23 protein-coding genes and 1 pseudogene are annotated in these 25562 nt (G+C 59.2%); 15 read left to right on the forward strand and 9 right to left on the reverse strand.

The features are described from left to right. Window positions 1-103 precede the first annotated feature (103 nt). The gene (locus MKR05_RS09815) at window positions 104-1525 is read left to right on the forward strand and encodes a sugar porter family MFS transporter (protein ID WP_004205402.1); all 1422 of its coding nucleotides are present in this window, start codon (window positions 104-106) and stop codon (window positions 1523-1525) included. On the opposite strand, the gene MKR05_RS09820 is transcribed toward MKR05_RS09815, so the two are convergent. Next, entirely contained in the window at window positions 1522-2517 is a 996-nt protein-coding gene (locus MKR05_RS09820) for a LacI family DNA-binding transcriptional regulator (protein WP_032453988.1), read from the reverse strand. The genes MKR05_RS09815 and MKR05_RS09820 overlap by 4 nt on opposite strands. Before the next feature lie 94 nt (window positions 2518-2611). Between MKR05_RS09820 and MKR05_RS09825 the strand changes: the two genes are divergently transcribed. From MKR05_RS09825 to MKR05_RS09840, 4 genes are all read left to right on the forward strand, one after another. Then, window positions 2612-2746, forward strand: a complete 135-nt coding sequence (locus tag MKR05_RS09825) for a hypothetical protein (RefSeq protein ID WP_032429210.1) — start codon at window positions 2612-2614, stop codon at window positions 2744-2746. A 12-nt stretch (window positions 2747-2758) separates the two neighbouring features. After that, window positions 2759-4000, forward strand: a complete 1242-nt coding sequence (locus MKR05_RS09830; RefSeq protein WP_023290917.1) for an MFS transporter — start codon at window positions 2759-2761, stop codon at window positions 3998-4000. Between the two features lie 19 nt (window positions 4001-4019). After that, window positions 4020-5453, forward strand: a complete 1434-nt coding sequence (locus MKR05_RS09835; RefSeq protein ID WP_032429209.1) for a glycoside hydrolase family 32 protein — start codon at window positions 4020-4022, stop codon at window positions 5451-5453. Window positions 5454-5574: 121 nt separating this feature from the next. Further along, window positions 5575-6918, forward strand: coding sequence for a carbohydrate porin (locus MKR05_RS09840; protein WP_284118234.1), 1344 nt, complete (start codon window positions 5575-5577; stop codon window positions 6916-6918). 59 nt (window positions 6919-6977) lie between these two features. On the opposite strand, the gene MKR05_RS09845 is transcribed toward MKR05_RS09840, so the two are convergent. From MKR05_RS09845 to MKR05_RS09860, 4 genes are read right to left on the reverse strand one after another with little or no spacing between them, the layout of a single operon-like run. Then, complete coding sequence (locus tag MKR05_RS09845; protein WP_032453986.1) at window positions 6978-8264, reverse strand: ABC transporter substrate-binding protein; 1287 nt, start codon at window positions 8262-8264, stop codon at window positions 6978-6980. 16 nt (window positions 8265-8280) lie between these two features. Then, on the reverse strand, window positions 8281-9408 hold the full coding sequence (locus tag MKR05_RS09850) for an ABC transporter ATP-binding protein (RefSeq protein ID WP_017899248.1): 1128 nt from the start codon (window positions 9406-9408) through the stop codon (window positions 8281-8283). 12 nt (window positions 9409-9420) lie between these two features. Beyond that, complete coding sequence (locus MKR05_RS09855; RefSeq protein WP_284118232.1) at window positions 9421-10323, reverse strand: carbohydrate ABC transporter permease; 903 nt, start codon at window positions 10321-10323, stop codon at window positions 9421-9423. Next, window positions 10316-11206 (reverse strand): carbohydrate ABC transporter permease, encoded by an 891-nt coding sequence (locus MKR05_RS09860; RefSeq protein ID WP_002915995.1) that lies wholly within the window; start codon window positions 11204-11206, stop codon window positions 10316-10318. Before MKR05_RS09860 ends, MKR05_RS09855 begins: the two co-directional genes overlap by 8 nt. A 259-nt stretch (window positions 11207-11465) precedes the next feature. On the opposite strand from MKR05_RS09860, the gene MKR05_RS09865 reads away from it, so the two are divergent. Further along, on the forward strand, window positions 11466-11663 hold the full coding sequence (locus tag MKR05_RS09865) for a hypothetical protein (RefSeq protein WP_238875611.1): 198 nt from the start codon (window positions 11466-11468) through the stop codon (window positions 11661-11663). On the opposite strand, the gene MKR05_RS09870 is transcribed toward MKR05_RS09865, so the two are convergent. After that, window positions 11660-11986 (reverse strand): cupin domain-containing protein, encoded by a 327-nt coding sequence (locus MKR05_RS09870; protein WP_023290912.1) that lies wholly within the window; start codon window positions 11984-11986, stop codon window positions 11660-11662. The two genes, MKR05_RS09865 and MKR05_RS09870, sit on opposite strands and share 4 nt — an antisense overlap. A gap of 139 nt (window positions 11987-12125) precedes the next feature. Here MKR05_RS09870 and MKR05_RS09875 point away from each other — a divergent pair, with 139 nt between their 5' ends. Then, window positions 12126-12839 (forward strand): aspartate/glutamate racemase, encoded by a 714-nt coding sequence (locus MKR05_RS09875; protein WP_023290911.1) that lies wholly within the window; start codon window positions 12126-12128, stop codon window positions 12837-12839. Here the strand turns inward: MKR05_RS09875 and MKR05_RS09880 are convergent. Continuing rightward, entirely contained in the window at window positions 12805-13731 is a 927-nt protein-coding gene (locus MKR05_RS09880) for a LysR family transcriptional regulator (RefSeq protein WP_023319085.1), read from the reverse strand. The two genes, MKR05_RS09875 and MKR05_RS09880, sit on opposite strands and share 35 nt — an antisense overlap. A gap of 136 nt (window positions 13732-13867) precedes the next feature. Here MKR05_RS09880 and lysA point away from each other — a divergent pair, with 136 nt between their 5' ends. After that, the gene (gene lysA, locus MKR05_RS09885; protein WP_023290909.1) at window positions 13868-15130 is read left to right on the forward strand and encodes a diaminopimelate decarboxylase; all 1263 of its coding nucleotides are present in this window, start codon (window positions 13868-13870) and stop codon (window positions 15128-15130) included. Here the strand turns inward: lysA and MKR05_RS09890 are convergent. Then, a complete protein-coding gene (locus MKR05_RS09890; protein WP_004229436.1) occupies window positions 15123-16124 on the reverse strand; it encodes a LacI family DNA-binding transcriptional regulator in 1002 nt (333 codons plus the stop codon). The genes lysA and MKR05_RS09890 overlap by 8 nt on opposite strands. A 299-nt stretch (window positions 16125-16423) precedes the next feature. On the opposite strand from MKR05_RS09890, the gene MKR05_RS09895 reads away from it, so the two are divergent. The 4 genes from MKR05_RS09895 to MKR05_RS09910 all read left to right on the forward strand — a co-directional run bounded on the left by MKR05_RS09895 (window position 16424) and on the right by MKR05_RS09910 (window position 20513). After that, window positions 16424-17761 carry a PTS sugar transporter subunit IIC gene (locus MKR05_RS09895; RefSeq protein ID WP_023290908.1) on the forward strand — a complete coding sequence of 446 codons (1338 nt, stop codon included), beginning with the start codon at window positions 16424-16426 and terminating at the stop codon, window positions 17759-17761. A 7-nt stretch (window positions 17762-17768) separates the two neighbouring features. Next, entirely contained in the window at window positions 17769-19196 is a 1428-nt protein-coding gene (locus tag MKR05_RS09900; protein WP_023290907.1) for a glycoside hydrolase family 1 protein, read from the forward strand. A gap of 67 nt (window positions 19197-19263) precedes the next feature. Next, on the forward strand, window positions 19264-20037 hold the full coding sequence (locus MKR05_RS09905; protein ID WP_087824514.1) for a GntR family transcriptional regulator: 774 nt from the start codon (window positions 19264-19266) through the stop codon (window positions 20035-20037). Next, a complete protein-coding gene (locus MKR05_RS09910) occupies window positions 20034-20513 on the forward strand; it encodes a GNAT family N-acetyltransferase (RefSeq protein ID WP_087824515.1) in 480 nt (159 codons plus the stop codon). The genes MKR05_RS09905 and MKR05_RS09910 overlap by 4 nt, the downstream gene beginning before the upstream one ends. Here the strand turns inward: MKR05_RS09910 and galR are convergent. Next, window positions 20474-21490 carry an HTH-type transcriptional regulator GalR gene (gene galR / locus MKR05_RS09915; RefSeq protein ID WP_002915981.1) on the reverse strand — a complete coding sequence of 339 codons (1017 nt, stop codon included), beginning with the start codon at window positions 21488-21490 and terminating at the stop codon, window positions 20474-20476. The two genes, MKR05_RS09910 and galR, sit on opposite strands and share 40 nt — an antisense overlap. A 93-nt stretch (window positions 21491-21583) precedes the next feature. Here galR and MKR05_RS09920 point away from each other — a divergent pair. From MKR05_RS09920 to lplT, 3 genes and pseudogenes are all read left to right on the forward strand, one after another. Then, window positions 21584-21848: pseudogene (locus MKR05_RS09920) on the forward strand (hypothetical protein). A 262-nt stretch (window positions 21849-22110) separates the two neighbouring features. Continuing rightward, the gene (gene aas / locus MKR05_RS09925; protein WP_032453978.1) at window positions 22111-24270 is read left to right on the forward strand and encodes a bifunctional acyl-ACP--phospholipid O-acyltransferase/long-chain-fatty-acid--ACP ligase; all 2160 of its coding nucleotides are present in this window, start codon (window positions 22111-22113) and stop codon (window positions 24268-24270) included. After that, window positions 24263-25456 carry a lysophospholipid transporter LplT gene (gene lplT / locus MKR05_RS09930; protein ID WP_248569156.1) on the forward strand — a complete coding sequence of 398 codons (1194 nt, stop codon included), beginning with the start codon at window positions 24263-24265 and terminating at the stop codon, window positions 25454-25456. Before aas ends, lplT begins: the two co-directional genes overlap by 8 nt. Window positions 25457-25562: the final 106 nt, after the last annotated feature.

Below are 25562 nucleotides of genomic sequence, written 5' to 3' on the forward strand. Positions count from 1 at the left end.
TGCCAGCAAAATAGTCCATATCTTTGGCGTATCCAGCCTGACAAACTCCTCCGCCAGTCACGTACTTTCGTCCTATGTCTTTCTCTGTGTGGCAGGAATAAAAATGACTTCAATCAGTAACGACTCTGCATTAACGCCGCGGGCGCAACGTGACACTCGGCGGATGAACTGGTTTGTTTCTATCGCCGCGGCGGTGGCGGGGTTGCTCTTTGGCCTGGATATCGGCGTGATATCCGGGGCGCTGCCCTTTATAACCGACCACTTCACCTTATCCAGCCAGCTTCAGGAGTGGGTGGTCAGCAGCATGATGCTGGGGGCGGCGATAGGCGCGCTGTTTAACGGCTGGCTGTCGTTCCGCCTTGGCCGCAAATACAGCCTGATGGCGGGGGCCGTGCTTTTTGTCGCCGGCTCTATCGGCTCCGCTTTTGCCGCCAGCGTGGAAGTGCTGCTGGTGGCCCGCGTGGTGTTGGGGGTGGCCGTTGGGATCGCCTCTTATACCGCGCCGCTGTACCTCTCCGAAATGGCCAGCGAGAACGTGCGCGGAAAAATGATCAGTATGTATCAGCTGATGGTGACCCTCGGCATTGTGCTGGCGTTTCTTTCCGATACCGCCTTTAGCTACAGCGGTAACTGGCGCGCCATGCTGGGCGTGCTGGCGCTGCCGGCGGTGATCCTGATCGTTCTGGTCGTCTTTCTGCCGAACAGCCCTCGCTGGCTGGCGGAGAAAGGGCGCCATATCGAAGCGGAAGAGGTGCTGCGGATGCTGCGCGATACCTCGGAGAAGGCGCGCGATGAGCTTAACGAGATCCGCGAAAGCCTGAAGCTGAAGCAGGGCGGTTGGGCGTTGTTCAAGGTCAATCGTAACGTGCGCCGGGCGGTGTTCCTTGGCATGCTGCTGCAGGCGATGCAGCAGTTCACCGGCATGAACATCATCATGTACTACGCCCCGCGTATTTTCAAAATGGCGGGCTTTACCACTACCGAACAGCAGATGATCGCCACCCTGGTGGTGGGCCTGACCTTTATGTTTGCCACCTTTATCGCGGTGTTCACGGTGGATAAAGCGGGCCGCAAGCCGGCGCTGAAAATCGGTTTCAGCGTGATGGCGCTGGGCACCCTGGTGCTCGGCTACTGCCTGATGCAGTTCGACAATGGCACCGCCTCCAGCGGCCTCTCCTGGCTTTCCGTCGGCATGACCATGATGTGTATTGCCGGGTATGCGATGAGCGCGGCGCCGGTGGTGTGGATCCTCTGCTCTGAGATCCAGCCGCTGAAATGCCGCGACTTCGGCATCACCTGCTCCACCACCACCAACTGGGTGTCGAACATGATCATCGGCGCCACCTTCCTGACGCTGCTTGACGCGATCGGCGCCGCCGGGACCTTCTGGCTCTACACGGTGCTCAACGTGGCCTTTATCGGCGTCACCTTCTGGCTGATCCCGGAGACCAAAAATGTCACCCTCGAGCACATTGAGCGCAACCTGATGGCGGGCGAGAAGCTGCGCAACATCGGTAACCGTTAATGTGAGGCGCGCGGCAACCACGGGCTGGCGACCTTGCGCGTCTCCCGATGGTTGTCGCCGTGAATGATATGCAGGGCGCTCAGACGCCCGATGTCGTAGTGCGGCAGCTGCACCGTGGAGAGGGGCGGCAGAAACAGATCGCCAATGCCCACCATATTGTCGTATCCCACCACCGCCACGTCCTGTGGAATGCGTAGCCCCTGGCCCAGCAGCGTCTGATAGACCATAAAGGCGATGCGATCGTTGCCGCAAATCACCGAGTCAAAGCCGGGTTTACCCTCGCGGATATGCGCCATCACCACCCCCGGAATATCGTGGTAATGCTCATCGCCCTGGGCCATATACGAGTGGGTCAGGCTGTCCGGTTCGATGCCCGCCTCCCGGCAGGCGCGCTCCAGCCCCTGACGGCGGCGGATTGTCGCCAGCTGGCTGGCGGGTAAGTGCAGGCACAGCGGACGACGATAGCCAGCGGCAAGCAGGGCTTTTACCGCGTCGTACTGACCCTGTTCATCGTCCGGGATATAGCTGGCCACCGGCTGGCTGAGGCTTTCGCAGTTGGCCAGCACGCAGGGCAGGGTCAGCAGTTTGTCCGGCAGCGGCACCTGGCGCAGGCCCATGGTGGTAAAGATAATGCCGTCCGGACGGTGGGAAAGGAGCAGGTCGACCACCGCTTCCGGCCGATCGTCGGAAAACATGTTGACCACAAAGCTGTTCCAGCCGTGGGCGCGGGCGGTCTCTTCGATCGAGAGGGTGATCTCCACCGAGAAGGGGGTGGTGACGGTATCCAGCGCCAGCACGCCGATGGTGCTGGGGGTGGCCCGCGCCCCGCGGATCTTTTTCGCCGACAGGTCGGGGACATAGTTGGTTTCGGCGATGGCGGCCTGCACGCGGGCCAGCGTCTCCGGCTTGAGCCGCTCCGGGGTGTTCAGCGCCCGAGAGACGGTCATCAGAGATACATTCGCCAGTTTTGCTACATCTTTCAGGGACGCCATTTTTTCCTCCGCCATAGCTGCAGAGTACAGGCTATACAACTAAGTCGCTGATGTAAAAGCGTGAAACGATTTTATGCTAGCCTCGTCCTCCACGCTGCCGCGGTTAATATTTGATCGCGATCGCATCTTCATTATGTTAACGTTAACTTTTGTGATTAACATCATGTATCGCAGCGAATCCCCCTGCGCTTTGTTTTTTGTTAACGTTACCATAATTGCATTCCTCTAACACGAGAATGTCATGATGAAAGCGCATCACTCACACAGCTACCCGTTGCTCAGTGCCTTACTGTTTTTCTTTTTCGTGACCTGGTCGTCATCCGGCTCCTTGCTCTCCATCTGGCTGCACCAGGAGGTCGGGCTGAAGGCCGGCGATACCGGTATCATCTACGCCGTTCTGTCGGTTTCCGCGCTGTTTGCGCAAGTTTGCTATGGCTTTATCCAGGATAAGCTGGGGCTGCGTAAACATCTGCTCTGGTATATCACCGCGCTGCTGATCCTCTCCGGTCCGGCGTATCTGCTGTTCGGCCATCTGCTGAAAATTAACGTCCTGCTGGGCAGCATCTTCGGCGGGATCTACATCGGCTTGACCTTTAACGGCGGCATTGGCGTGCTGGAATCCTATACCGAGCGCGTGGCGCGCCAGAGCCAGTTTGAATTCGGCAGGGCGCGGATGTGGGGCTCGCTGGGCTGGGCGGTGGCCACCTTCTTCGCCGGTCTGCTGTTTAACATCAATCCGCAGCTTAACTTCCTCGTCGCCAGCTGTTCCGGACTGGTGTTTTTTATCCTGCTGGCGCGGCTGCGCGTCTCCTCGGCGCCGCATGCGATGCAGGAGGCGGTTTCGGGCGGCAAGGTGACCCTGGAAGATGCGCTGCGCCTGCTGACGCTGCCGCGCTTCTGGGCGCTGGTCTTCTTCGTCATCGGCACCTGCATCTACGGCGTCTATGACCAGCAGTTCCCGGTCTATTTCTCATCGCAGTTCGCGACCCTGCAGGAAGGCAATGAGATGTATGGCTACCTCAACTCCTTCCAGGTGTTCCTCGAGGCGGCCGGCATGTTCTGCGCGCCGTGGCTGGTGAACCGCATCGGCGCCAAAAATGGTCTGATTTTCGCCGGCATGGTGATGGCGATGCGCATGGTGGCCTCCGGCCTGGTGGAGGGGCCGCTGCTGATCTCCATCACTAAACTGCTGCACGCGGTGGAGCTGCCGATACTGCTGGTGGCTATCTTTAAGTACAACAGCATCAACTTCGATAAACGCCTCTCCTCCACTCTCTATCTGGTGGGCTTCGCCTGCACCAGCTCGATTATCGCCAGCGTTTTGTCGCCGCTGGCGGGCTACAGCTATGAAAAATATGGCTTCGCTCAGTCCTATCTGATCATGGGCCTGCTGGTGTTCTGCACCACCTTTATTTCCATCTTCTTGTTGCGCTCCGGCAAATCCTCCGCCGATCCGCTGGTGTCGCAACCTACCGCTGTCTGAATCAAAAAGAGTGAAAATGATGACTTACACAATCTCCAGGGCTGAACAGGTACTCCAGACACAACGCCAGGCGCTCAATCTGCGCTGGTATCCGCACTATCACCTGGCGGCCCGCGCCGGGTGGATCAACGACCCCAACGGTCTGGTGTGGTTCGACGGCTGGTACCATGCCTTTTATCAACATCACCCGTACTCCACTCAGTGGGGGCCGATGCACTGGGGGCACGCGCGGAGTAAGGATCTGGTGCACTGGGAGCATCTGCCGGTGGCCCTGGCGCCGGAGGGGCCGGAGGATAAAGACGGCTGCTTCTCCGGCTCGGCGGTGGTCGATGGCGATACCCTGGCGCTGATTTACACCGGGCATAAATTCCACGGCGATCCGGGCGACGAAGCCAATCTGTATCAGGTACAGTGTCTGGCCACCAGCCGGGACGGGATCCACTTCGAGCGCCAGGGGATGGTGGTCGACACCCCGCCGGGCATGCACCACTTCCGCGACCCGAAGGTCTGGCGGGAAGGAGACAGCTGGTACATGATCGTCGGCGCGCGCGAAGGCGATACCGGCCAGGTGCGGCTGTACCGCTCAGCCGATCTGCGCCAGTGGCAGGATGTGGGGGTGCTGGATGAAGCGGAAAGCGCCATGGGCTATATGTGGGAGTGCCCGGACTTCTTCACCCTCAACGGCAAACGCGTTCTGATGTTTTCCCCGCAGGGGATGCAGGCCGAGGGGTTCCGCAACCGCAACCTGTTCCAGAGCGGCTATCTGATCGGCGAGTGGCAGCCGGGGCAGCGATTCGTCCGCCACGGCGAGTTCAGAGAGATGGATCACGGCCACGATTTCTATGCGCCGCAAAGCTTCGCCACCCCCGATGGCCGGCGGATCGTGATTGGCTGGCTGGATATGTGGGAATCACCGTTGCCGGAGCAGCAGGACGGCTGGGCGGGCATGCTCTCCCTGCCGCGCGAGCTGAGCCTGAGCGCGGATAACCGCCTGCAGATGCGCCCGGCGAAAGAAGTGGAGAGTCTGCGCGGCGCCTGGTTCCCGTGGCCGGTAAGCACCCTGAACAATCAGCAGACCACGATGGTCGACAACTGCGAGGCGATGGAGGTGAACCTGCGCTGGAACTGCGCCCGCAGCAGCGCCGAGCAGTATGGTCTGCGCTTTGGCGATGGCCTGCGCCTCTACGTGGATGCCCAGCAGCAGCGTCTGGTGCTGGAGCGGCATTATCCGCAGCATGGCCTGTGCGGGACGCGCAGCGTGCCGTTGACCGCGGGGGCGGATCTCAATCTGCGGATATTTTTCGATAGCTCTTCGGTGGAGGTGTTTGTCAATGACGGCGAAGCCTGCCTGAGCAGCCGTATCTATCCGCAGGCTCCCCGCCGTGAATTAGCGTTATTTGCCTGGAGCGGCTCAGCGGCATTAACTGAAGCCGGAGCCTGGCAGCTCGAATAATAATAAGGCTGTTGTCGTTAATAACCCGTCTTTGACGATGGGCGGGTTATTATTGCCTGCATCGTCGTGCATTACCCATTAATAACAAATTTAGTTCATTTCATAATAAAAGGGTTTACCGATGAATAAAATCTGGGTCGGGTGTTTTCTCACGTCTCTCTCTCTGCCACAGGCGATGGCGCAGGCGCCGTTATCGCTGGAGGATCGGCTGGCGCAAATGGAGCAGCGGCTGAAGGCGACGGAGGCGCGCGCCGTCAGCGCAGAGGCGGAGATTAAGACGCTGAAAGGCCAGCAGCAGGCCACGACGGTCGCCCGCGCGGCGCCGGCTACGCCGCGCCTGCAGCTAAACGACAATGGCGAATTAAAATTTTATGGCGATGTCGAATTTAATCTTGATGGCGCCAGCCGCACCGGCAGCCTGACGTCGGTCAAAACCAGCGCGAATAAAAGCTGGGCGCCCGGTGATAAAGAGCGTTGGGATATTAATGGCCGTATTCTGCTGGGTTTCGATGGCCGACGTAATGGCGTCGACGGGAAATATGCCGGATTCAGCGTGCAGCCCCTGGCGGATATGGATGGCAAAATGAATCTCGATGATGCGGTATTTTTCTTTGGTCAGCAGGATGACTGGAAAATAAAAATAGGCCGCTTTGAAGCCTGGGATATGTTCCCCCTGAATCAGGATACCTTTATTGAATATTCAGGAAATACCGCCAACGACCTCTATTCCGACGGCTATGGCTATATTTACATGATGAAAGAGGGGCGCGGGCGCAGCAGCAGCGGCGGCAACCTCCTGTTCAGCAAAACGGTGGATAACTGGTATTTCGAGGTTAACACCCTGGTGGAGGATGGCAGTTCGCTGTTTGTCGATCAGAACTATCACGGTAATGCGCTGGAAAACCGCAAAAACGTGGTGTACGTGCGGCCGGTGGCGGTGTGGCAGTCCGGCGCGTGGTCGGCGGCGGCGGCGATAGAGAGCAACCTCGTCAACAACGCCTACGGCTATCAGAACCAGGGCGGGCGCTGGGTCGACCAGTCAAACCGTACCGGCTACGGGATGACCATGAGCTGGAACACCCTGAAAAGCGATCCGCAGGACGGGGCGGTGATCAATCTGAGTACCGCCCTGCTGGACGCGGCGGACGAAACCGACTTCAGCGCCGGGATCAACGCCCTGTGGCATCGCGTGGAGCTGGGCTATATCTACGCGCATAACAAAATCGACCAGTTCAACATGGCCGGGGTGAGCAGCGAGTGCGATGACGACTGCGCAATCCTCGCGCCGGGGCGCTATGACATCCACACCGTGCATACTTCCTGGCAGTTGCCGAATATTATGGCGATGCCGAACTTCAATATTTACCTTGGCGCCTACGCCTCGTGGCTCGATTCCACGGCAGCGAAGAGTGGGAATCCCGATGAACGCTACGGCGCCCGGGTGCGCTTTAAATATTTCTTCTGACAGGATACTCAGGCAGGCTCTCCCGCGGCGGACGCCGCGGGAGGTTTCCGACGGGCAGGTTAGCGCATCGCGCGGCGCAGAATGCGGTCGGTCTGGCGCTGGAAGTCCTCGGCCGCTTCTTCCACCGACTTTTTACCGTAGTCGATGTACTGCAGGGTAGTGCCGAACTGGGCGACGATCTGCGGGTCGTCGAAGTACGGCGAGACCGGCAGAGTGGTGGGCAGGGATTGCGCCAGCTTCAGACCGGACACCGCCGGATCGTCGGCTTTGATGATCCCGTCTTCGGTCAGGTAGGTGACCGCCGCTTTACTCAGCGGCACGCCGCGCTCCAGTCCGAGAATATCCACCCCTTCTTTACTGTTCAGCAGGAAGTTAATCACTTTCGCCGCCGCCTGCGGGTTTTTCGTCGATTTGCCAATCGACAGCATTTGCGCAGGCTTGAAGAACAGTCCGGCATCGGTGGCTCCGGGGAGCATCGGGTATTCCCCCAGCACCAGCTTCGCCGGAGGCTTCAGGTTGTCGGAATATTTGTTGATGGTGGAGTTCCACATGTAGGTCCCGCCCCATTCACCCTGGATCCACGGCTTCATCTCGTACATGTTGCTCTTGCCGAAGGAGGCATAGTAGCGGGTGTCCGGCATGACATGGCTGTCGATAAGCTTCTTATACATGCCGAAGAAGTCCGCCCACTGCGCTTTGCTGTAGGAGAATTTGCGTCCTTTCTCATCGATGGCCGGCTGGTTGTATTTTTGCACCATGTAAGAGTTGAGCAGGGCCAGCACGTCCTGGTGCTCAAGCACCACCGGGTAGTACTGTTTCCCGAGTTTGCTTTCGAAAGTTTTCCCCGCCGCCAGCAGTTCGTCCCAGGTTTTCGGGAAGGGGATGCCCGCTTTTTTCCACGCTTCGTCGTTAAAGTAGAAGACCCGGGCGGTGACCGACACCGGGATGCCGTTGAGCTTGCCATTGACCGTGGTGGACTGCAGCTCTTTGGCGTCGAACTGGCTGAGATCGATCTCGTCTTTCAGAGTGTTGAGATCGTAAAAACCCTCGCCATTTTTCGAAAAAATCGGCAGCCAGTTCCAGTTGGTCTGCATCACGTCAGGCTCGGTGCCGCCGGCTATCTGGGTGGTCAGGCGCGAAAGATGGCCGTCCCAGCCGGTATATTCCGCTTTGACATTGATATCGGGATATTGCTGGTGAAAAGCCTCCAGCGCCTTGAGAGTCACCTGATGGCGGCCATTGCCCCCCCACCAGGACATACGCAGGTCGACATCCTGCGCCAGCGAGGAGAAGGCGCTAAGGCCCAGGGTGGCGGAGAGGGTGGCGCTTATCAGCACGTTTTTCATTGTTATGCTCCAGGGTTCACAGAGAGAGGTTCTGTTCGGTTTTGGCGTCAAAGATGTGACACTTGTTAAGATCAAAGGTGAAATAGACTTTTCGATTCAGTCCCTTAGCTATCATCGGCTTCGCATCGTCCGACGGCACGCGGGCGGTCAGCTCGTAGCCCGCGACCTGCAGATAGACAAAGAACTCATGGCCCATGTTTTCCACCCGCACCATCTCGCCCATGCAGCCGCCTTCGGCGAACGGCGCGTCGGAGAGCGACACGAATTCCGGGCGGACCCCGTAGAACACCTCCTGATGCTGATACGCGCCGACTTTCTCCGCCAGACGGTCGTTCAATGGCAGGCGCTGGTCGCCAAGGGTCAGGCACAGGCGGCCGTCGTGTTCAACCAGCTGGCTGGGGCGAATATTCATCTCCGGCGCGCCGATGAAGCCGGCGACAAACATATTTTTCGGCTGGTGGTAGAGGTTGTCCGGGGTATCGACCTGCATAATGTGGCCGAGCTTCATCACGCAGATGCGGTCGCCCATGGTCATCGCTTCCGTCTGATCGTGGGTAACGTAGACGGTGGTCGCCGGTTTACCGGATTTTTTCAACTGCTTATGCAGATCGGAAATGCGGATGCGCATCGAGGCGCGCAGCTTGGCGTCAAGGTTGGAGAGCGGTTCGTCGAACAGGAAGACGTCCGGTTTTTTGACGATCGCCCGGCCCACCGCCACGCGCTGCGCCTGGCCGCCGGAGAGCTGGCGCGGCAGACGTTCCAGCAGCTCCTCCAGTTCAAGAATTTTCGCCGCTTCCTCCACCTGCCGATCAATCTGCGCCTTTGGCAGCTTGCTCAGCTTCAGGCCGAAGGCGAGGTTTTCCCTTACCGTCATATGCGGATAGAGGGCGTAGTTCTGGAACACCATCGCGATACCACGGGATTTAGGCGCCAGGTTGTTGACGATCTTATCGCCGATCCGCACCTCGCCGCCGCTGATGGTCTCCAGACCCGCCAGCATGCGAAGGGTGGTCGATTTGGCGCAGCCGGAAGGGCCGACGATCACCATAAATTCGCCATCGGCAATCTTCAGGTCGATACCATGCACCGCTTTAAACCCGTTTGAGTACACTTTTTCCAGTTTGTTGAAAATCACTTCAGCCATGATATTTCCCTCTTAACCTTTGATTCCGCTGCTGGTCACGCCCTGCACGAAGTAGCGTTGAGCCAGGAAGAAGACGATGATGGACGGCAGAATGGAGATGCTCGCCATTGCCAGAATTTCGTTCCACGGCGCGCCTTCCGTGACGTCGATAGACATTTTTAGCGCCAGCGCGATGGGATACTTATCGACGCTGTAGACGTAGATCAGCGGACCGATAAAGTCGTTCATCGACCACATGAACTGGAACAGCGCCACCGAGATAATGGCCGGCTTGAGGATCGGCACTACCACATACCACAGCACCTGGATGGAGTTGCAGCCGTCGATCTGCGCCGCCTCTTCCATATCGCGCGGGACGCCGCGCAGAAACTGGATCAGCATGAAGGCAAAGAATCCCTGGGTGGCGAAGGCCAGCGGCAGATACAGCGGCAGATAGCTGTTCAGCATCCCCATTTCACGGAACATCAGGTACTGCGGGATCAGCAGGACGGTGCTCGGCAGGAGCATGGTGGTGATGAGCGTCGCGAACCAGAACTTCTTCCACGGGATCTCAAAGCGTGCGAAGCCGTACGCCACAATGGTGGAGGAGATGATCGTTAACACGACCTTCGGGATCACATACTTAAAGGTGTTCAGCATATAGTGGCCGAAATGGTATTCGGTGCCGGTCTTCCAGCCGTTGATGAACCCGTCCCAGGTGGCGTGAGTCGGCCACAGCCCGAGGGTGGTGAAGATCTCATGGTTCGGCTTGAACGAGGCGGAGAACATCCACGCCAGCGGGTAGAGCATCAGCAGGCCGACGAACACCAGCACGACGTAGCGCACCACCCGGCTCACCTTTTCCCGGCGCAGCGTACGGGCGACCTCACGATCGGCGTCGCTCATCACCGGCGCCATCTGTTGAATATCAGCCATTTTTGCCTCCCTTATCGGCGGAATAGAAGACCCAGTATTTCGATGACTTAAAGGCTATCGACGCAAAGACCGCCACGACGAGGAACAGCACCCACGCCAACGCGGCGCCATAGCCCATGTCGAAGTACTTAAAGGCGGTATCGTAGATGTAGAGCGAGAACAGGTAGGTGTAATAGGTCGGGCCGCCGCCGGTTATCACGTACGGGCCGGTAAACTCCTGGAACGCCTGGGTGGTCTGCATAATAAAGTTGAAGAAAATCACCGGGGTGATCAGCGGCACGGTGACCTTCATAAACATCTGCCACTTCGAGGCGCCGTCGATCATCGCCGCCTCATACTGCGACTGCGGGACGTTCTGCAGCGCGGCGAGGAAGATGACCATCGCGGAACCAAACTGCCAGACGCGCAGCAGGGTGACCGACATCAGCGCCAGCGAGGGTTCCCCCAGCCAGTTGATGGCATCGATGCCAAAGACGGCGAGAAAACTGTTCAGCAGGCCGTCAATGGCGAACAGGGCGCGCCACAGCACGGCAATCGCCACCGAGCTGCCAAGGATCGACGGGATATAGTAGGCGGTGCGGAAAAAGCCGATACCGCGCAGTTTGAAATTGAGCACAAAGGCAATGCCGAGGGCGAAAGCCAGTTTTAAGGGGATAGTTAAAAAGACGTAGGCAAAGGTCACCCCCATCGATTTCCAGAACAGGCTATCCTCGGTCAACATATAGCGATAGTTTTCAATGCCGTTAAATACCGGCGGACTCATCAAGTCGTACTCAGTAAAACTGAGAAAGAAAGATGAAACAAAAGGAAAAGCGGTAAAGACAATCAGCCCGATGATATAGGGCGATATCCATGCCAATCCCAGCAGCTTGTTTTCATTCATACATACCTACCTGGCTTACGAGTTGTAATACGGATCCGGTGACGCGGCGCTGTCGGCCTTTTGCCGCGAACCACGCAAAAAAGTCTGAACGCTTCCTCTGGTTAACATATCCTTGTTAATGAATGGGTTAGGTTTTAACTGGCCCAGCGTGGAGGGGCCGTCAGGCTCTTTTTTTATGCTGATCTGTTTTTTATAAAACACCGTTTTAATTTCATTTTATTGCGATTTATTTCCGCGTCATGCAGATCTGGATGGAAATGTGATCAAAGTCGAAACGATGTTTCAAAAAAGTGAGGTGGTAAGCATTTTAGGCGTTTGTGAGGGGCTGAAAAGTATGAAATATCAGCGTAAGCGAGGCGGGGAATATTATTATCAGGATAATGATTTTGCCGGTATATTTTATTCGAAGGTACAGGTAGATAACCGGGGGCGGCAAGCGCCCCCCGACAGGGATTAACCCTGGAGGAAATCTTCGCGGATGGGGGTAAAGGTATCGAGCAGCGTGCCGGGCTGCAGACAGACGCAGCCGTGCATGATCCCCGGCTGCTTGTACAGCGTATCGCCAGCGCTGACGACGCGCGTCTCCTCGCCGATGGTGAATTCGAACTCGCCGGACAGCACGTAGGTGAGCTGTTCGTGAGGGTGGTTATGCATCGGGCCGACGGCGCCGGCGGCAAAATTTACCTCCACGGCCATCATTTTGCCGTCATGGGCCAGAATGCGGCGGGTTACGCCATTGCCAAGGTCTTCAAGGGTGGTGTCTTTATGGAAAATAAACATCTGCCGATCCTGTTGTTAAAATGAAACATTGTTTCACTTAAGTTATCTCACTCTTCATGAAAAAGAAATACGCGGCCAGAGAAGTGGAAAGTTGATCACAAGTTTGTTTCACTGGCAGAAACAACATAAGGAGCAAAAGATGAAAACCATTGGCCTGTTAGGCGGCATGAGCTGGGAGTCAACGATCCCTTACTATCGCCTGATTAATGAAGGCGTGAAGGCGCGACTGGGCGGGCTGCACTCCGCCAGACTGGTGTTGCATAGCGTCGATTTTCACGAGATTGAAGCCTGTCAGTCCACCGGCGACTGGGATCGCGCCGGCGCGATCCTTGCCGACGCCGCGGTTGGGCTGCAGCAGGCGGGCGCCGAGGGCATTGTCCTGTGCACTAACACCATGCACAAGGTGGCGGATGCCATCGCCGCCCGCTGCCAGGTTCCCTTTCTGCATATCGCCGACGCCACCGGAAGGGCGATTGCCGCCAAGGGCCAGCGGCGGGTCGCGCTGCTGGGCACCCGCTATACCATGGAGCAGACCTTTTACCGGGGTCGTCTGCAGGCGCAGTTTGCCATCGAGACGCTGATCCCCGAGGCCGACGATCGGGCGCGGATCAATCAGATCATTTTCGACGAACTCTGTCTCGGCACCTTCAGCGAGGCGTCGCGGGATTATTATCTGCAGGTGATTGCCGCCCTGGCGGAGCAGGGGGCGGAAGGGGTTATTTTCGGCTGCACGGAAATTGGCCTGCTGGTGCCTGCCGAGCTCAGCCCGCTGCCGGTCTTTGACACCGCGGCGATCCACGCTGAGGACGCGGTCAACTTTATGCTCTCTGCAGAACCGACGCCAGCGGCGTGAGGATCTGCGGCAGACTCTGCTGCAGGTGCGTCACGAAGGCGTCGACCAGCGCCGATCGCGGGCGATGGAGCGGGCGGATCAGGCTGACGGTAAACGGCACTTCGACGCTGAAGCGGCGCACCACCACGCCGCTATCGGCATAGTCCAGGGCGGTCAGCGGGTTAACCACCGAGATCCCGGCGCCGGCGCGCACCATGGCGCAGATCGAGGCCGCGCTGTGGGTTTCGACCACCATCCGCCGCTTGACCTGATGCTCAAGGAACAGGGCGTCGAGCAGCTGGCGATAGCTGTCGGTGCGCGACAGGCTGATGTAGTTCTCGCCCTGAAAATCGGCGGGGGTCAGCGTCGTCTGCGCCGCCAGCGGATGGCCGGCGGGCAGGACGCAGACTTCATTCAACGTCAGCAGCGGGGTGCGTTCAGTGCCCGCGGGGGTATGCAGGGTCTCCGTCAGGCCAAGGTCATGGCGCTGGGCGGAGAGCCACTCCTCCAGCAGCGGCGACTCCTGGGGGACGATCTGCAGGCTGACCTCCGGGTAGCGGGCGAGGAACGGCGGCAACAGCAGCGGCAGAAAGGACTGGGAAAAGACCGGCAGACAGGCTATCGACAGCTCGCCCTGGCGGAACTCGCGCAGGCTCTCGGCGGCGCTGACGATGCGGTCCAGGCCGTACCAGGAACGCTGAACCTCCTCAAACAGGCGCAGGCCCTGCACGGTTGGCTGCAGGCGACCGCGGGTCCGTTCAAACAGCCGCAGGCCGAGCACCTTCTCAAAGCGCGCCAGCTCGCGGCTGACGGTGGGCTGGGAGGTATGCAGCATCCGCGCGGCTTCGGTCAGGTTGCCGGTGGTCATCACCGCATGAAAGATTTCGATATGGCGCAAATTGACGGCTGGCATGCGGTCTCCCTGAGGCTCGGCTGGAACTATATCATTTTTGCATAGAGTCGCGATAAAACGATATTTTTTATTCGTCCGGCGCTGTGGCGTAATCAGAAAAAACAGCGACCAACACACGCACTACACCGGAGTTCTTATGCCACACTCGCTTTACGCCACCGATACCGATCTGACCGCGGACAATCTGCTGCGCCTGCCGGCGGAATTTGGCTGCCCGGTCTGGGTCTATGATGCGCAGATTATTCGCCGCCAGATTGCCCAGCTCAGCCAGTTTGATGTGGTGCGTTTTGCGCAAAAAGCCTGCTCTAACATCCATATTCTGCGTCTGATGCGCGAGCAGGGGGTGAAGGTGGACTCGGTGTCGCTGGGGGAGATCGAGCGTGCGCTGGCGGCGGGCTACGATCCGCAGCAGAATCCAGAGGATATTGTCTTCACCGCCGATCTGATCGACGAGGCGACCCTCGATCGCGTCAAGGCGTTACAGATCCCGGTGAACGCCGGCTCGATCGACATGCTGAGCCAACTGGGTGAAGTGTCGCCGGGCCATCGCGTCTGGCTGCGCGTCAACCCGGGCTTTGGCCACGGCCACAGCCAGAAAACCAATACCGGCGGTGAGAACAGCAAGCATGGCATCTGGTACAGCCACCTGCCGGCGGCGCTGGAAGTGATGCGTCGCTATCAGCTGCAGCTGGTGGGGATCCATATGCATATCGGCTCTGGCGTCGACTATGGTCACCTGGAGCAGGTGTGCGGCGCGATGGTGCGCCAGGTTGTCGACTTTGGTCAGGATCTGCAGGCCATCTCCGCCGGCGGCGGCCTGTCTATTCCTTACCGCGAGGGCGAAGAGGCCATCGACACCGCTCACTATTATGGCCTGTGGAACCGCGCCCGGGAGCAGATTGCCACCCATCTGGGTCACCCGGTGAAACTGGAGATTGAACCCGGACGCTTCCTGGTGGCCGAGTCCGGCGTGCTGGTGTCGCAGGTGCGCAGCGTGAAAGAGATGGGCAGCCGCCACTTCGTGCTGATTGACGCTGGCTTTAACGACCTGATGCGCCCGGCAATGTACGGCAGCTATCATCATATCACCGCTCTGGCGGCGGATGGCCGCGATCTCAGCGCCGCGCCGCAGGTGGAGACCGTGGTGGCCGGGCCGCTGTGCGAGTCCGGGGACGTCTTTACCCAGCAGGAAGGGGGGAAAGTCGAGACCCGTCTGCTGCCGGCGGTGGCCCCAGGGGATTATCTGGTGCTCCATGACACTGGCGCCTACGGGGCTTCGATGTCATCCAACTATAACAGCCGTCCGCTGCTGCCGGAGGTGCTGTTTGATGGCGGCAAGGCGCGGCTGATCCGCCGTCGCCAGACCATCCAGGAGCTGCTGGCCTTGGAGCTTATTTAAAAAAAGGTCCCGTCGTCACCGACTCACGCAACACCAGCGTGCCGGTGAACGGCGGGATCGTTTCGATCGGCTGCTGGTTAGCAAGCTTGATCGCCTGATCGATAGCCGTGGTGATCATGTTGTCGATCGGCAGATAGACCGTCGACAGCCCCGGCTCCAGCCATTTCGCGCTTGGCGCATCGTCGAAGCCAAACAGCGACACATCCTGCGGAATACGCAGCCCCGCCTGATGCAGCGCCTTAGACGCCCCCAGCGCCATATCATCGTTACAGGAAAACAGCGCGCTGAAGCGGGCTTTCTCGTCCAGCAGTTCCCGGCACAGCTCGTAGCCGCGGGTCATCGTCGAGTCCCCGTATTTCACCCGGCTCGGATCCCACTCAATACCATGTTTTATCAGCGCGTTGCGATAGCCCTGCAGGCGCGCCTGGCCGGTGGGGGTGTGCATCGGGACGGTGATGCAGGCGATATCGCGGTGGCCCTGGGTAATCAGATACTCCACGGCCTGGAAGGCGGCTTCCTGCTGTTCGAAGAACACGCAGCGTTCGCGGGCCTGCGCCACATCACGGTTAATCACCACCAGCGGCATGGCGATCGAGTTAATCAGCGACATGATCGCCTTCTCGCTCATATGCCGGGTATAGAGGATGATCGCATCGCACTGCCGGTCGGCGAGCATCTGCACCGCTTCCTCTTCGCGCTCCGGCGTATCATGGCCATCGGTGACGATAAGCTGTTTTCCCCAGGCTTCGGTCTGGCGTGACGCCTGCTGCAGCAGACGGCCAAAGTAGAAGCCGTCAAAGGTGGAGACGACCAGCCCGATACTGTTGCTGGTCTGATTGGCCAGCGAGCGGGCAAGGAAATTCGGCCGATAGCCCAGCTCTTCCATCGCTTTAAAGACCTGTTGGCGGGTGCTCTCTTTCACCTGACCTGTGCCGTTCAACACGCGGGAAACCGTCGCTTTCGAGACGCCTGCGCGAATTGAGACATCCAGCATTGTAGCCATTCATCGATTCCTGATTTCACGTGGTAAGGCGCAGTTTATCACAGACCGAAAAGGGACATATCGACGGGGCGGGGCGGAAAAACCATCGCGATCACGCTTTTAGCAGGAACTGACCAACCGGCGCTATCTGGTATGCCAATAGATTTTAATATCGATATTTGGGATACCACGCAGCGGGTTGCGAGCGCTGTCACAGAACAATTTTTGCCTGGCAACTATGTTTTGGTATGCCAAAAGTCTCTGGCTGTCCACCTGGCCGCAATAAGCCCTTTACTCTGAGGTACTCTTTTATGGCATTACAGGACAAACTGATCGACGCGCTGGGGCGTTTCGCGACGACATTCAACAGCTATCGCTACATTATGGCGATCAAATCGGCGTTTATTACCCTGATGCCGGTGATCATCGTCGGGGCCTTTTCGGTACTGATCTCCAATATGGTGCTGGATCCAAAGAATGGGCTCGCCAGCTTTTCCTCGCTCTCCTTTCTCGCCGCGCTGAAGCCGATCACCAGCGCGCTGAACTACGCCACGCTCAACTTCCTCAATATCGGCGCCGTGTTTCTGATCGGCATTGAGCTGGGGCGGATCAACGGCATCAAAAGCCTGTTTCCCGGCCTGCTGGCGGTGATCTGCTTTATCTGCGTCACGCCGACCACGGTAGAGATGATGGTCGATGGCCAGATGCACGTGGTGAAAGATGTCCTGCTGCGTCAGTTCTCCGACACCCGCAGCCTGTTCCTCGGGATGTTCATCGCTATTCTGTCGGTCGAGATTTACTGCTGGCTGGAGGGGCGCAAGGGACTGAAGATCAAGATGCCGGATACCGTGCCGCCGAACGTTTCAGCCTCTTTTTCCGCGCTGATCCCGGCGATCATCACCACCACCGCGATCGCCACCTTTGGTTTTCTCTTCCACCAGCTGACGGGAATGTATCTCTACGATGCGGTCTACCAGGTGGTGCAGCAGCCGCTGGAGCGGGTGGTGCAGAGCCTGCCGGGGATCCTGCTGCTGATGTTCGTCGCCCAGCTGTTCTGGGTGATCGGCATTCACGGCAACCAGATGATCAAGCCGATCCGCGAGCCGCTGCTGCTGGGGGCGATCACCGTCAATATGAGCGCTTTTGAGCAGGGAAAAGAGGTACCGAACATCATCACCATGCCCTTCTGGGACGTCTACATGAGCATCGGCGGCTCGGGGCTGACCATCGGCCTGCTGATTGCGGTGATGATCGCCACCAGGCGCAAAGAGATGAAAGAGATCGCCAAGCTGTCGATAGGCCCGGGGCTGTTCAATATTAACGAGCCGGTGATCTTCGGGATGCCGATCATGCTCAACCCGATCCTCGCCATCCCGTTTATCATCACCCCGCTGGTGACCGGCAGCATCGGCTATTTCGCCACCCTGACCGGCTTCGCCGGCAAGGCGGTGGTGATGGTGCCCTGGACCACGCCGCCGCTGATCAATGCCTGGCTCTCCACCGCTGGCTCGATGGGGGCGGTGGTCACCCAGCTGATCTGCATCGTGGCCGCGGTGCTTATCTATCTGCCTTTCGTCAAAATCGCCTCCCGCCGTGCCGATGCCGCGCAGCGTCAGGCAGACAATCAACAGACCGCCAACCCTGTCTGAGGAGCCTATGACTACCGTACGGATGACTATTCCCGATGATTTTATCCTTGGCGCGGCGGCTTCCGCCTGGCAGACCGAGGGCTGGAGCGGGAAAAAACCGGGGCAGGACTCCTGGCCCGATCTCTGGTACAAAAACGACCGTCACGTCTGGCATAACGGCTATGGCCCGGCGGTGGCTACCGATTTTATCAACCGCTTTCAGGAAGATGTGCAGCTGATGAAGCTGGCCGGGCTGACCCACTACCGCACTTCGATCAACTGGTCGCGCTTTCTGACCGACTATGAAAACGTCACGGTGGATGAGGAGTATGCGGCCTATTACGACCAGCTGTTCGATGCGCTGCTGGCCAACGGCATCACGCCGATGATCTGCCTTGAGCATTACGAATTACCGGGCTATCTGCTGGAAAAGTATGGCGGCTGGGGGTCGAAAACGGTGGTCGAGCTGTTTGTGCGCTACGCGGAGCAGGTTTTTGCCCGCTACCACCCGAAGGTGACCCGCTGGTTTACCTTTAATGAGCCGATCGTGGTGCAGACCCGGGTCTATCTTGATGCCCTGCGCTGGCCCTATGAGCAGAACACCAGCACCTGGATGCAGTGGAACTACCATAAGGTGCTGGCGACCGCTTGCGTCGTGAAGCGATTTCGCGAGCTAGGCTATCCCGGGACCGTCGGCTGCATCCTCAATCCGGAGGTGACCTACCCGCGCTCACGCGCCCCGCATGACCTGCGCGCGGCGGAGATCTACGATCTGTTCTACAACCGTATGTTTCTCGACCCGCTGGTGCACGGGGTCTGGCCGCCGGCGCTTCTCGCGCTGCTTGAGCAGCATCAGGTGACGTGGGAGGCCAGCGCGGAGGATCTGGCGATTATCCGCGAGCACACCGTCGATGAGCTGGGGATTAACCTTTACTATCCGCACCGGGTCAAAGCCCCGTCGCGGGCCTGGCATCCGCATACCCCGTTCCATCCGGCCTGGTATTATGAGCCGTTTGAGCTGCCCGGCCGGCGGATGAACGCCTCCCGCGGCTGGGAAATCTACCCGCAAATCATCTTTGATATGGCGATGCGGATAAAAAATGACTATCGCAACATTCCCTGGTTCGTGGCGGAGAGCGGGATGGGGGTGGAAAACGAAGGCCAGTTCCGTAACCGCGAAGGCGCCATTGACGACAGCTACCGCATTCGTTTTATCAGCGAACATCTGTGGCACACCCTGCGCGCCCGCGAGGCAGGAGCCAACTGCCAGGGCTATATGCTGTGGGCGTTTACCGACAACGTGTCGCCGATGAACGCCTTTAAAAACCGCTACGGGCTTATCGAAATCGACCTGCAAAACCATCGCGCCCGGCGACCCAAAGCCTCGGCGCACTGGTTTCGTCAGCTCGGCGAACGGCGTGAACTGGTGCTGGATATCGATGATGAATACCGCTAGCCGGGGGCAATATTTGCTAAGATAGCGCCGTGTTTGACTCGCAGGCATGTAACGCACAGGTGATTTTGTGGAAAAAGCGATAATTCCGCCGGAAAAGAAGCCCTATCAGGAGATTGGTGATGACCTGCGCGCCCAGATCACGCAGGGGCGCTACCCGGTCGGGTCGCGCTTGCCGCCGGAACGCCATATTGCCGAAACCTATGGCGTCAGCCGGACCATCGTGCGCGAAGCGCTGCTGATGCTGGAGCTGCAGGGGACGGTGGATATCCGTCAGGGATCCGGGGTGTACGTCATGCGTATCCCGCACGAAAACGACAGCGAAGAAGAGCAACTGCTCAGCAGCGACGTTGGTCCGTTTGAAATTCTCCAAGCGCGCCAGCTGCTGGAGAGCAATATCGCCGCCTTTGCCGCGAAAATGGCCACCCGCGCCGATATCGATAATCTGAAGCGGATTATCGAGCAGGAGCAGCGGGCAATCGCCCTCAACGACACCGCCCAGGATAACGCTCGTCTGTTCCATCTGGTGCTGGCCGGGGCGACGCAGAACCAGATGCTGTTAGCGACGGTGGAGCGGATCTGGCTGCAGATGGACAGCAGCCCGCTGTGGCAGCAGTTTAATGTGCATATTGCCAGCCGCGCCTGGCGGCTGAAGTGGCTCGGCGACCGGCAGACCCTGCTTGCCGCGCTGCGGCGTCGCGATGTGATGGGTGCCTGGCAGGCGATGTGGCAGCATCTGGAAAACGTTAAAAACAGTCTGCTGGAGCTGTCCGATGAAGACGCCCCGGACTTTGACGGCTATCTGTTCGACTCGGTGCCGATTTTTCAGGGGAAGCTGGTATGACGATCCTGCCGCTGTACGCCGCGCCGCAGTTCGCCCGGGAGGTGACCGACTGGCTGTGGCAGGCCTTTGGCGGCGAGGCGCTGCCGCGGGAGTTTTTCGCCAGCATTGTGCAGCATAGCCAGACGGCGGAGGCGCTGCCGCTGACCTTTATTGCCATGGAAGGGGAGCAACTGCTGGGAACGATTGGCCTCTGGCGCTGCGATTTGATCAGCCGCCAGGATCTGTTTCCCTGGCTGGCGGCGCTGTACGTCGCGCCCGCCGCTCGCGGTCAGGGGCTGGCCGGACAGCTGCAGCGGCATGTGATCGATTATGCCCGCCGCGCGGGCTATCGGGAGCTTTATCTCTACTCCGCCTGCCGCGATTTTTATGAACGCTTCGGCTGGCGCTACATCGGCGAGGGGCTGGATTACCCGGCCACCGCCGTGCATCTCTATCGCTACGACTTATCGCCTTCCTGCGGGGCCACCACCGAATGACGGCGCACCAGCGTCGGGCTGAACAGGTGGGTGATCTCCGGCGCCGGGCGCTGCTCCGCCAGGGCTAAGGCCAGCTCGGCCGCCTGGGTCGCCATCGTGACGATCGGGTAGCGGACGGTGGTCAGCCTCGGGCGAACATAGCGCGAAATCAGGACATCGTCGAAGCCGATCAGTGAAATTTCCCGCGGGACGTCGATGCCGTTGTCGTTCAGCACCCCCATCGCGCCGGCGGCCATCGAGTCGTTATAGCAGGCGACGGCGCTAAAGTGGCGGCCGCGGCCAAGCAGTTCGGTCATCGCCTGTTCGCCGCCGCTTTCATCCGGCTCGGCGAACGTGACCAGCCGGTCGTTGCACGGCAGGCCGCTCTCCTCCAGCGCCGCGTAGTACCCCTGCAGGCGATCTTCCGCATCAGAGATATCGTGGTTTGAGCACAGGTAGCCGATACGCGTGTGCCCCTGCTGGATCAGATGGCGGGTCGCCAGCCAGGCGCCGTAGCGATCGTCCAGCGCCACGCAGCGCGTTTCATATCCGGGCAGGATGCGGTTGATCAGCACCATGCCGGGGATCTGCTTCATCAGCCCGGCGAGTTCCTCATCGGGGATCATTTTGGCATGCACCACCAGCGCCGCGCAGCGGTGACGGATCAGCTGCTCTATCGCCTGGCGCTCCTTCTGCACGTTGTGGTAGCCATTGCCAATCAGCAAAAAGTTGCCGGTGCGATAGGCCACCTGTTCGACGGCTTTGACCATCGCGCCGAAGAAGGGGTCGGAGACATCGCCCACCACCAGGCCGACGGTTTCCGTGGACTGCTGGGCCAGCGCCCGGGCGTTCGCGTTGGGATGATAGTTGAGGGTTTCCATCGCCGCGCCCACGGACTGACGCGAGGCTTCGCTGGCTTTGGGAGAGTTGTTGATGACGCGGGAGACGGTAGCGACGGAGACTCCTGCGAGTCGGGCTACATCCTTAATTGTCGCCATACCATGCCTTTTATAGGGTAAGCGTTTACATACTGCTATGTTACGGGAAAGAGCGGCAGATTCAAGGCGCGGCGGCGAAGGAATGGCGCAAATGTGATTCAGAGCGGGCTTATCGGTGACCTGTTTACATTGACGCTATCAGTAATTGAAACCGGCTCGGGGAAATACAAACCTTTGCTTACACTTTGCGATGCGCTGTTGCGAATGTTCGCTGGTTTGTCCGCCGAGCAGGTTGATATTCTGGCTATCCCAGAGGTATTGATAGGTGGAGTCAACGTCATGTTGACCACTTTACTTACACCAGCCTGCGCAGATGCGCAGGTTTTTTTTTGCCCGTCGCCGGCGTTGTTACAGATAGCGAAAATCGTAATAACTGGTTGCACTTAGGCTCACTCCCTTGCGTTTTCCCGCTGGCCCGAACCGGGCGAAAAACGCGACAATCGAGATCCCAGAGGTATTGATAGGTGAGTTTCTCAGGTACGCTCTTCGTACTGGACGTCTTACACCAGCCTGCGCGGATGCGCAGGTTTTTTTTATTCTGAAAATCCCCCCGCTGCACTGCTTTCCCACGCCTTCTCGTGTAACCTGCTTTGACTCATCACCGGTCACATGGAGTTGTTATGCTTTTGGGATTTTTCAGACTGCTGTTCAAGGGGTTATACCGGGTCAGACTGACCGGCGACACGCAGGCTTTGCACCAGCAAAAAGTCTTAATTACCCCGAACCACGTCTCGTTCCTCGACGGCATTCTGCTGGCGCTGTTTTTGCCGGTCCGACCGGTTTTTGCCGTCTATACCTCAATCAGCCAGCGCTGGTTTATGCGCGCGCTGACGCCGATTATCGATTTTGTGCCGCTGGACCCGACCAAACCGATGTCGATCAAACATCTGGTGCGCCTGATTGAACAGGGGCGGCCGGTGGTCATCTTCCCGGAAGGGCGAATTTCGGTCAGCGGCTCGCTGATGAAAATTTATGACGGCGCCGCCTTTGTCGCCGCCAAATCGCAGGCGACCATCGTGCCGCTGCGCATTGAAGGCGCTGAGCTGACGCCCTTCAGCCGGCTGAAGGGGCTGGTGAAACGTCGCCTGTTCCCGCGTATTCAGCTGCATCTGCTGCCGCCCACCCATCTGCCGATGCCTGAGGCGCCGCGCGCCCGCGACCGGCGCAAAATCGCCGGAGAAATGCTGCATCAGATCATGATGGAAGCCCGGATGGCGGTGCGTCCGCGGGAAACCCTGTATGAGTCGCTGCTGGCGGCGCAGGACCGCTTCGGCGCGCGCAAACCCTGTGTGGAGGATATCAACTTCCAGCCGGATACCTATCGCAAGCTGCTGACCAAAACCCTGTTTGTCGCCCGCATTCTGGAAAAATACAGCCAGCGGGGCGAGAAGATCGGCCTGATGCTGCCCAACGCCGGCATCAGCGCGGCGGTGATTTTCGGCGCGATCGCCCGCGGGCGCATTCCGGCGATGATGAACTATACCGCCGGGGTGAAAGGGCTCAGCAGCGCCATCGCCGCCGCGGAACTCAACACCATTTTTACCTCGCGCACCTTCCTTGATAAAGGCAAGCTCTGGCACCTGCCGGAGCAGCTGACTCAGGTGCGCTGGGTGTTCCTGGAAGATCTCAAAGGCGATATCACCCCTGCGGACAAACTGTGGATTTTCGGCCATCTGCTGGCGCCGCGTCTGGCGCAGGTTAAGCAGCAGCCGGAAGACGCGGCGATGATCCTCTTCACCTCCGGCTCGGAGGGCAATCCGAAAGGGGTGGTGCACAGCCATAAAAGTCTGCTGGCCAACGTCGAGCAGATCAAAACCATTGCCGACTTTACCGCTAATGATCGCTTTATGTCGGCGCTGCCGCTGTTCCACTCCTTTGGCCTCACCGTCGGTCTGCTGACGCCGCTGCTTACCGGCGCGGAGGTGTTTCTCTATCCCAGCCCGCTGCACTATCGCGTGGTGCCGGAGCTGGTCTACGATCGCAACTGCACAGTGCTCTTCGGCACCTCGACCTTTCTCGCCAACTATGCCCGCTTCGCTAACCCCTATGATTTCTATCGTCTGCGCTATGTGGTCGCCGGGGCGGAGAAGCTGCAGGAGAGCACCAAACAGCTGTGGCAGGATAAATTCGGCCTGCGCATTCTCGAAGGCTATGGCGTGACCGAGTGCGCCCCGGTGGTCTCGATCAACGTGCCGATGGCGGCGAAGGTCGGCACCGTGGGGCGTATCCTGCCGGGGATGGACGCCCGCCTGCTGGCGATGCCTGGCATTGAGCAAGGGGGGCGGCTGCAGCTGAAAGGGCCGAACATTATGAAAGGCTACCTGCGGGTGGAAAATCCCGGGGTGCTGGAAGCGCCGACGGCGGAAAATCAGCACGGCGAAAAGGAAGCGGGTTGGTATGACACCGGCGATATCGTCACCTTCGACGAGCAGGGCTATGTCCGCATCCAGGGCCGCGCGAAGCGCTTCGCCAAAATCGCTGGCGAAATGATCTCTCTTGAGATGGTGGAGCAGGTGGCCCTCGGCGCATCGCCGGACAAAATGCACGCCACGGCGATTAAACAGGACGCCAGCAAAGGCGAGGCGCTGGTGCTGTTTACCACCGATAATGAACTGACTCGCGAAGCCCTGCTGCGCTACGCTCGCCAGCACGGCGTACCGGAGCTGGCGGTGCCGCGCGATATACGCTGGCTGAAACAGCTGCCGGTGCTCGGCAGCGGCAAGCCAGACTATGTCACCCTGAAAAACATGGTCGACGAGGCAGAAACAACCCATGAGTGAGTCAGTGCATACTAACCCTTCGCTGTATTCGAAAGGGATGATGGCGGTGATCTGCGCCCAGTTCCTGTCGGCCTTCGGCGACAATGCGCTTCTCTTCGCCACCCTGGCGCTGATGAAGCAGCTTTATTATCCGGAGTGGAGCCAGCCGGTCCTGCAGATGTTGTTTGTGGGCGCTTACATCCTGTTTGCCCCCTTTGTCGGCCAGTTCGCCGACAGCTTTGCCAAAGGCCGGGTGATGATGGTGGCCAACGGCCTGAAGCTGCTCGGCGCCGGCTGCATCTGCTTCGGTGTCAATCCATTTATCGGCTATACGCTGGTGGGGATTGGCGCCGCCGCCTATTCGCCGGCCAAGTATGGCATTCTCGGCGAACTGACCACCGGCGATAAGTTAGTGAAGGCTAACGGACTGATGGAGTCCTCGACCATCGCGGCGATCCTGCTGGGCTCCATGGCCGGCGGGATCCTCGCCGACTGGCACGTGCTGGCGGCGCTGATCGTCTGCGCGCTGGTCTACGGCGGGGCGGTGGCGGCTAACCTGTGGATACCCAGGCTGCCGGCGGCGCGTCCGGGACAGTCATGGCGTTTTAAGCCGATGACGCACAGCTTCTTCAGCGCCTGCCGCACGCTGTGGCGCAACGGCGAAACCCGCTTTTCGCTGATGGGCACCAGCCTGTTCTGGGGCGCTGGTGTGACCCTGCGCTTCCTGCTGGTGATCTGGGTGCCGGTAGCGCTGGGCATTACCAGCAACGCCATGCCCACCTATCTTAATGCGATGGTGGCGGTGGGGATTGTGCTGGGGGCCGGGGCGGCGGCGAAGCTGGTGACTCTGGAGACGGTGTCGCGCTGTATGCCGGCCGGGATATTGATCGGTATTGCGGTAATGGCGTTTGCGGTGCAGCAGTCGCTGCTGCCGGCGTTCGGACTGCTACTGCTGCTCGGGGTGTTCGGCGGCTTCTTTATCGTGCCGCTGAATGCGCTGCTGCAGGAGCGCGGGAAACACTCGGTCGGGGCGGGTAACGCGATTGCGGTACAGAACCTGGGCGAAAACGTGGCGATGCTGCTGATGCTGGGGCTCTATTCCCTGGCGGTGAGCGTGGGCGTTCCGCCGGTCGCCGTGGGGATAGGTTTTGGCGCGGTGTTTGCCGTGGCCATCGCCGCGCTGTGGGTCTGGGGGCGGCGTAAATAACTTCTCGTCGCGGTTGACTCGAAATCGTAACCCCTGCCAGGTGCGCGGGCAGAGGGAAATCCCGGGTTGCGGCTTGCGCCTGACCCGGGCTACCGCGGCTGCTGAG

Source organism: Klebsiella sp. K5-204, from assembly GCF_030128585.1.
Lineage (GTDB): Bacteria > Pseudomonadota > Gammaproteobacteria > Enterobacterales > Enterobacteriaceae > Klebsiella > Klebsiella quasipneumoniae.

Excerpts from the sequence above, each read along its gene's own strand:
- MKR05_RS09815 (WP_004205402.1), top strand. The coding sequence starts at position 104 with ATGACTTCAATCAGTAACGACTCTGCATTAACGCCGCGGGCGCAACGT.
- MKR05_RS09820 (WP_032453988.1), bottom strand. The coding sequence starts at position 2,517 with ATGGCGTCCCTGAAAGATGTAGCAAAACTGGCGAATGTATCTCTGATG.
- MKR05_RS09830 (WP_023290917.1), top strand. The coding sequence starts at position 2,759 with ATGATGAAAGCGCATCACTCACACAGCTACCCGTTGCTCAGTGCCTTA.
- MKR05_RS09835 (WP_032429209.1), top strand. The coding sequence starts at position 4,020 with ATGACTTACACAATCTCCAGGGCTGAACAGGTACTCCAGACACAACGC.
- MKR05_RS09840 (WP_284118234.1), top strand. The coding sequence starts at position 5,575 with ATGAATAAAATCTGGGTCGGGTGTTTTCTCACGTCTCTCTCTCTGCCA.
- MKR05_RS09845 (WP_032453986.1), bottom strand. The coding sequence starts at position 8,264 with ATGAAAAACGTGCTGATAAGCGCCACCCTCTCCGCCACCCTGGGCCTT.
- MKR05_RS09850 (WP_017899248.1), bottom strand. The coding sequence starts at position 9,408 with ATGGCTGAAGTGATTTTCAACAAACTGGAAAAAGTGTACTCAAACGGG.
- MKR05_RS09855 (WP_284118232.1), bottom strand. The coding sequence starts at position 10,323 with ATGGCTGATATTCAACAGATGGCGCCGGTGATGAGCGACGCCGATCGT.
- MKR05_RS09860 (WP_002915995.1), bottom strand. The coding sequence starts at position 11,206 with ATGAATGAAAACAAGCTGCTGGGATTGGCATGGATATCGCCCTATATC.
- MKR05_RS09870 (WP_023290912.1), bottom strand. The coding sequence starts at position 11,986 with ATGTTTATTTTCCATAAAGACACCACCCTTGAAGACCTTGGCAATGGC.
- MKR05_RS09875 (WP_023290911.1), top strand. The coding sequence starts at position 12,126 with ATGAAAACCATTGGCCTGTTAGGCGGCATGAGCTGGGAGTCAACGATC.
- MKR05_RS09880 (WP_023319085.1), bottom strand. The coding sequence starts at position 13,731 with ATGCCAGCCGTCAATTTGCGCCATATCGAAATCTTTCATGCGGTGATG.
- lysA (WP_023290909.1), top strand. The coding sequence starts at position 13,868 with ATGCCACACTCGCTTTACGCCACCGATACCGATCTGACCGCGGACAAT.
- MKR05_RS09890 (WP_004229436.1), bottom strand. The coding sequence starts at position 16,124 with ATGCTGGATGTCTCAATTCGCGCAGGCGTCTCGAAAGCGACGGTTTCC.
- MKR05_RS09895 (WP_023290908.1), top strand. The coding sequence starts at position 16,424 with ATGGCATTACAGGACAAACTGATCGACGCGCTGGGGCGTTTCGCGACG.
- MKR05_RS09900 (WP_023290907.1), top strand. The coding sequence starts at position 17,769 with ATGACTACCGTACGGATGACTATTCCCGATGATTTTATCCTTGGCGCG.
- MKR05_RS09910 (WP_087824515.1), top strand. The coding sequence starts at position 20,034 with ATGACGATCCTGCCGCTGTACGCCGCGCCGCAGTTCGCCCGGGAGGTG.
- galR (WP_002915981.1), bottom strand. The coding sequence starts at position 21,490 with ATGGCGACAATTAAGGATGTAGCCCGACTCGCAGGAGTCTCCGTCGCT.
- aas (WP_032453978.1), top strand. The coding sequence starts at position 22,111 with ATGCTTTTGGGATTTTTCAGACTGCTGTTCAAGGGGTTATACCGGGTC.
- lplT (WP_248569156.1), top strand. The coding sequence starts at position 24,263 with ATGAGTGAGTCAGTGCATACTAACCCTTCGCTGTATTCGAAAGGGATG.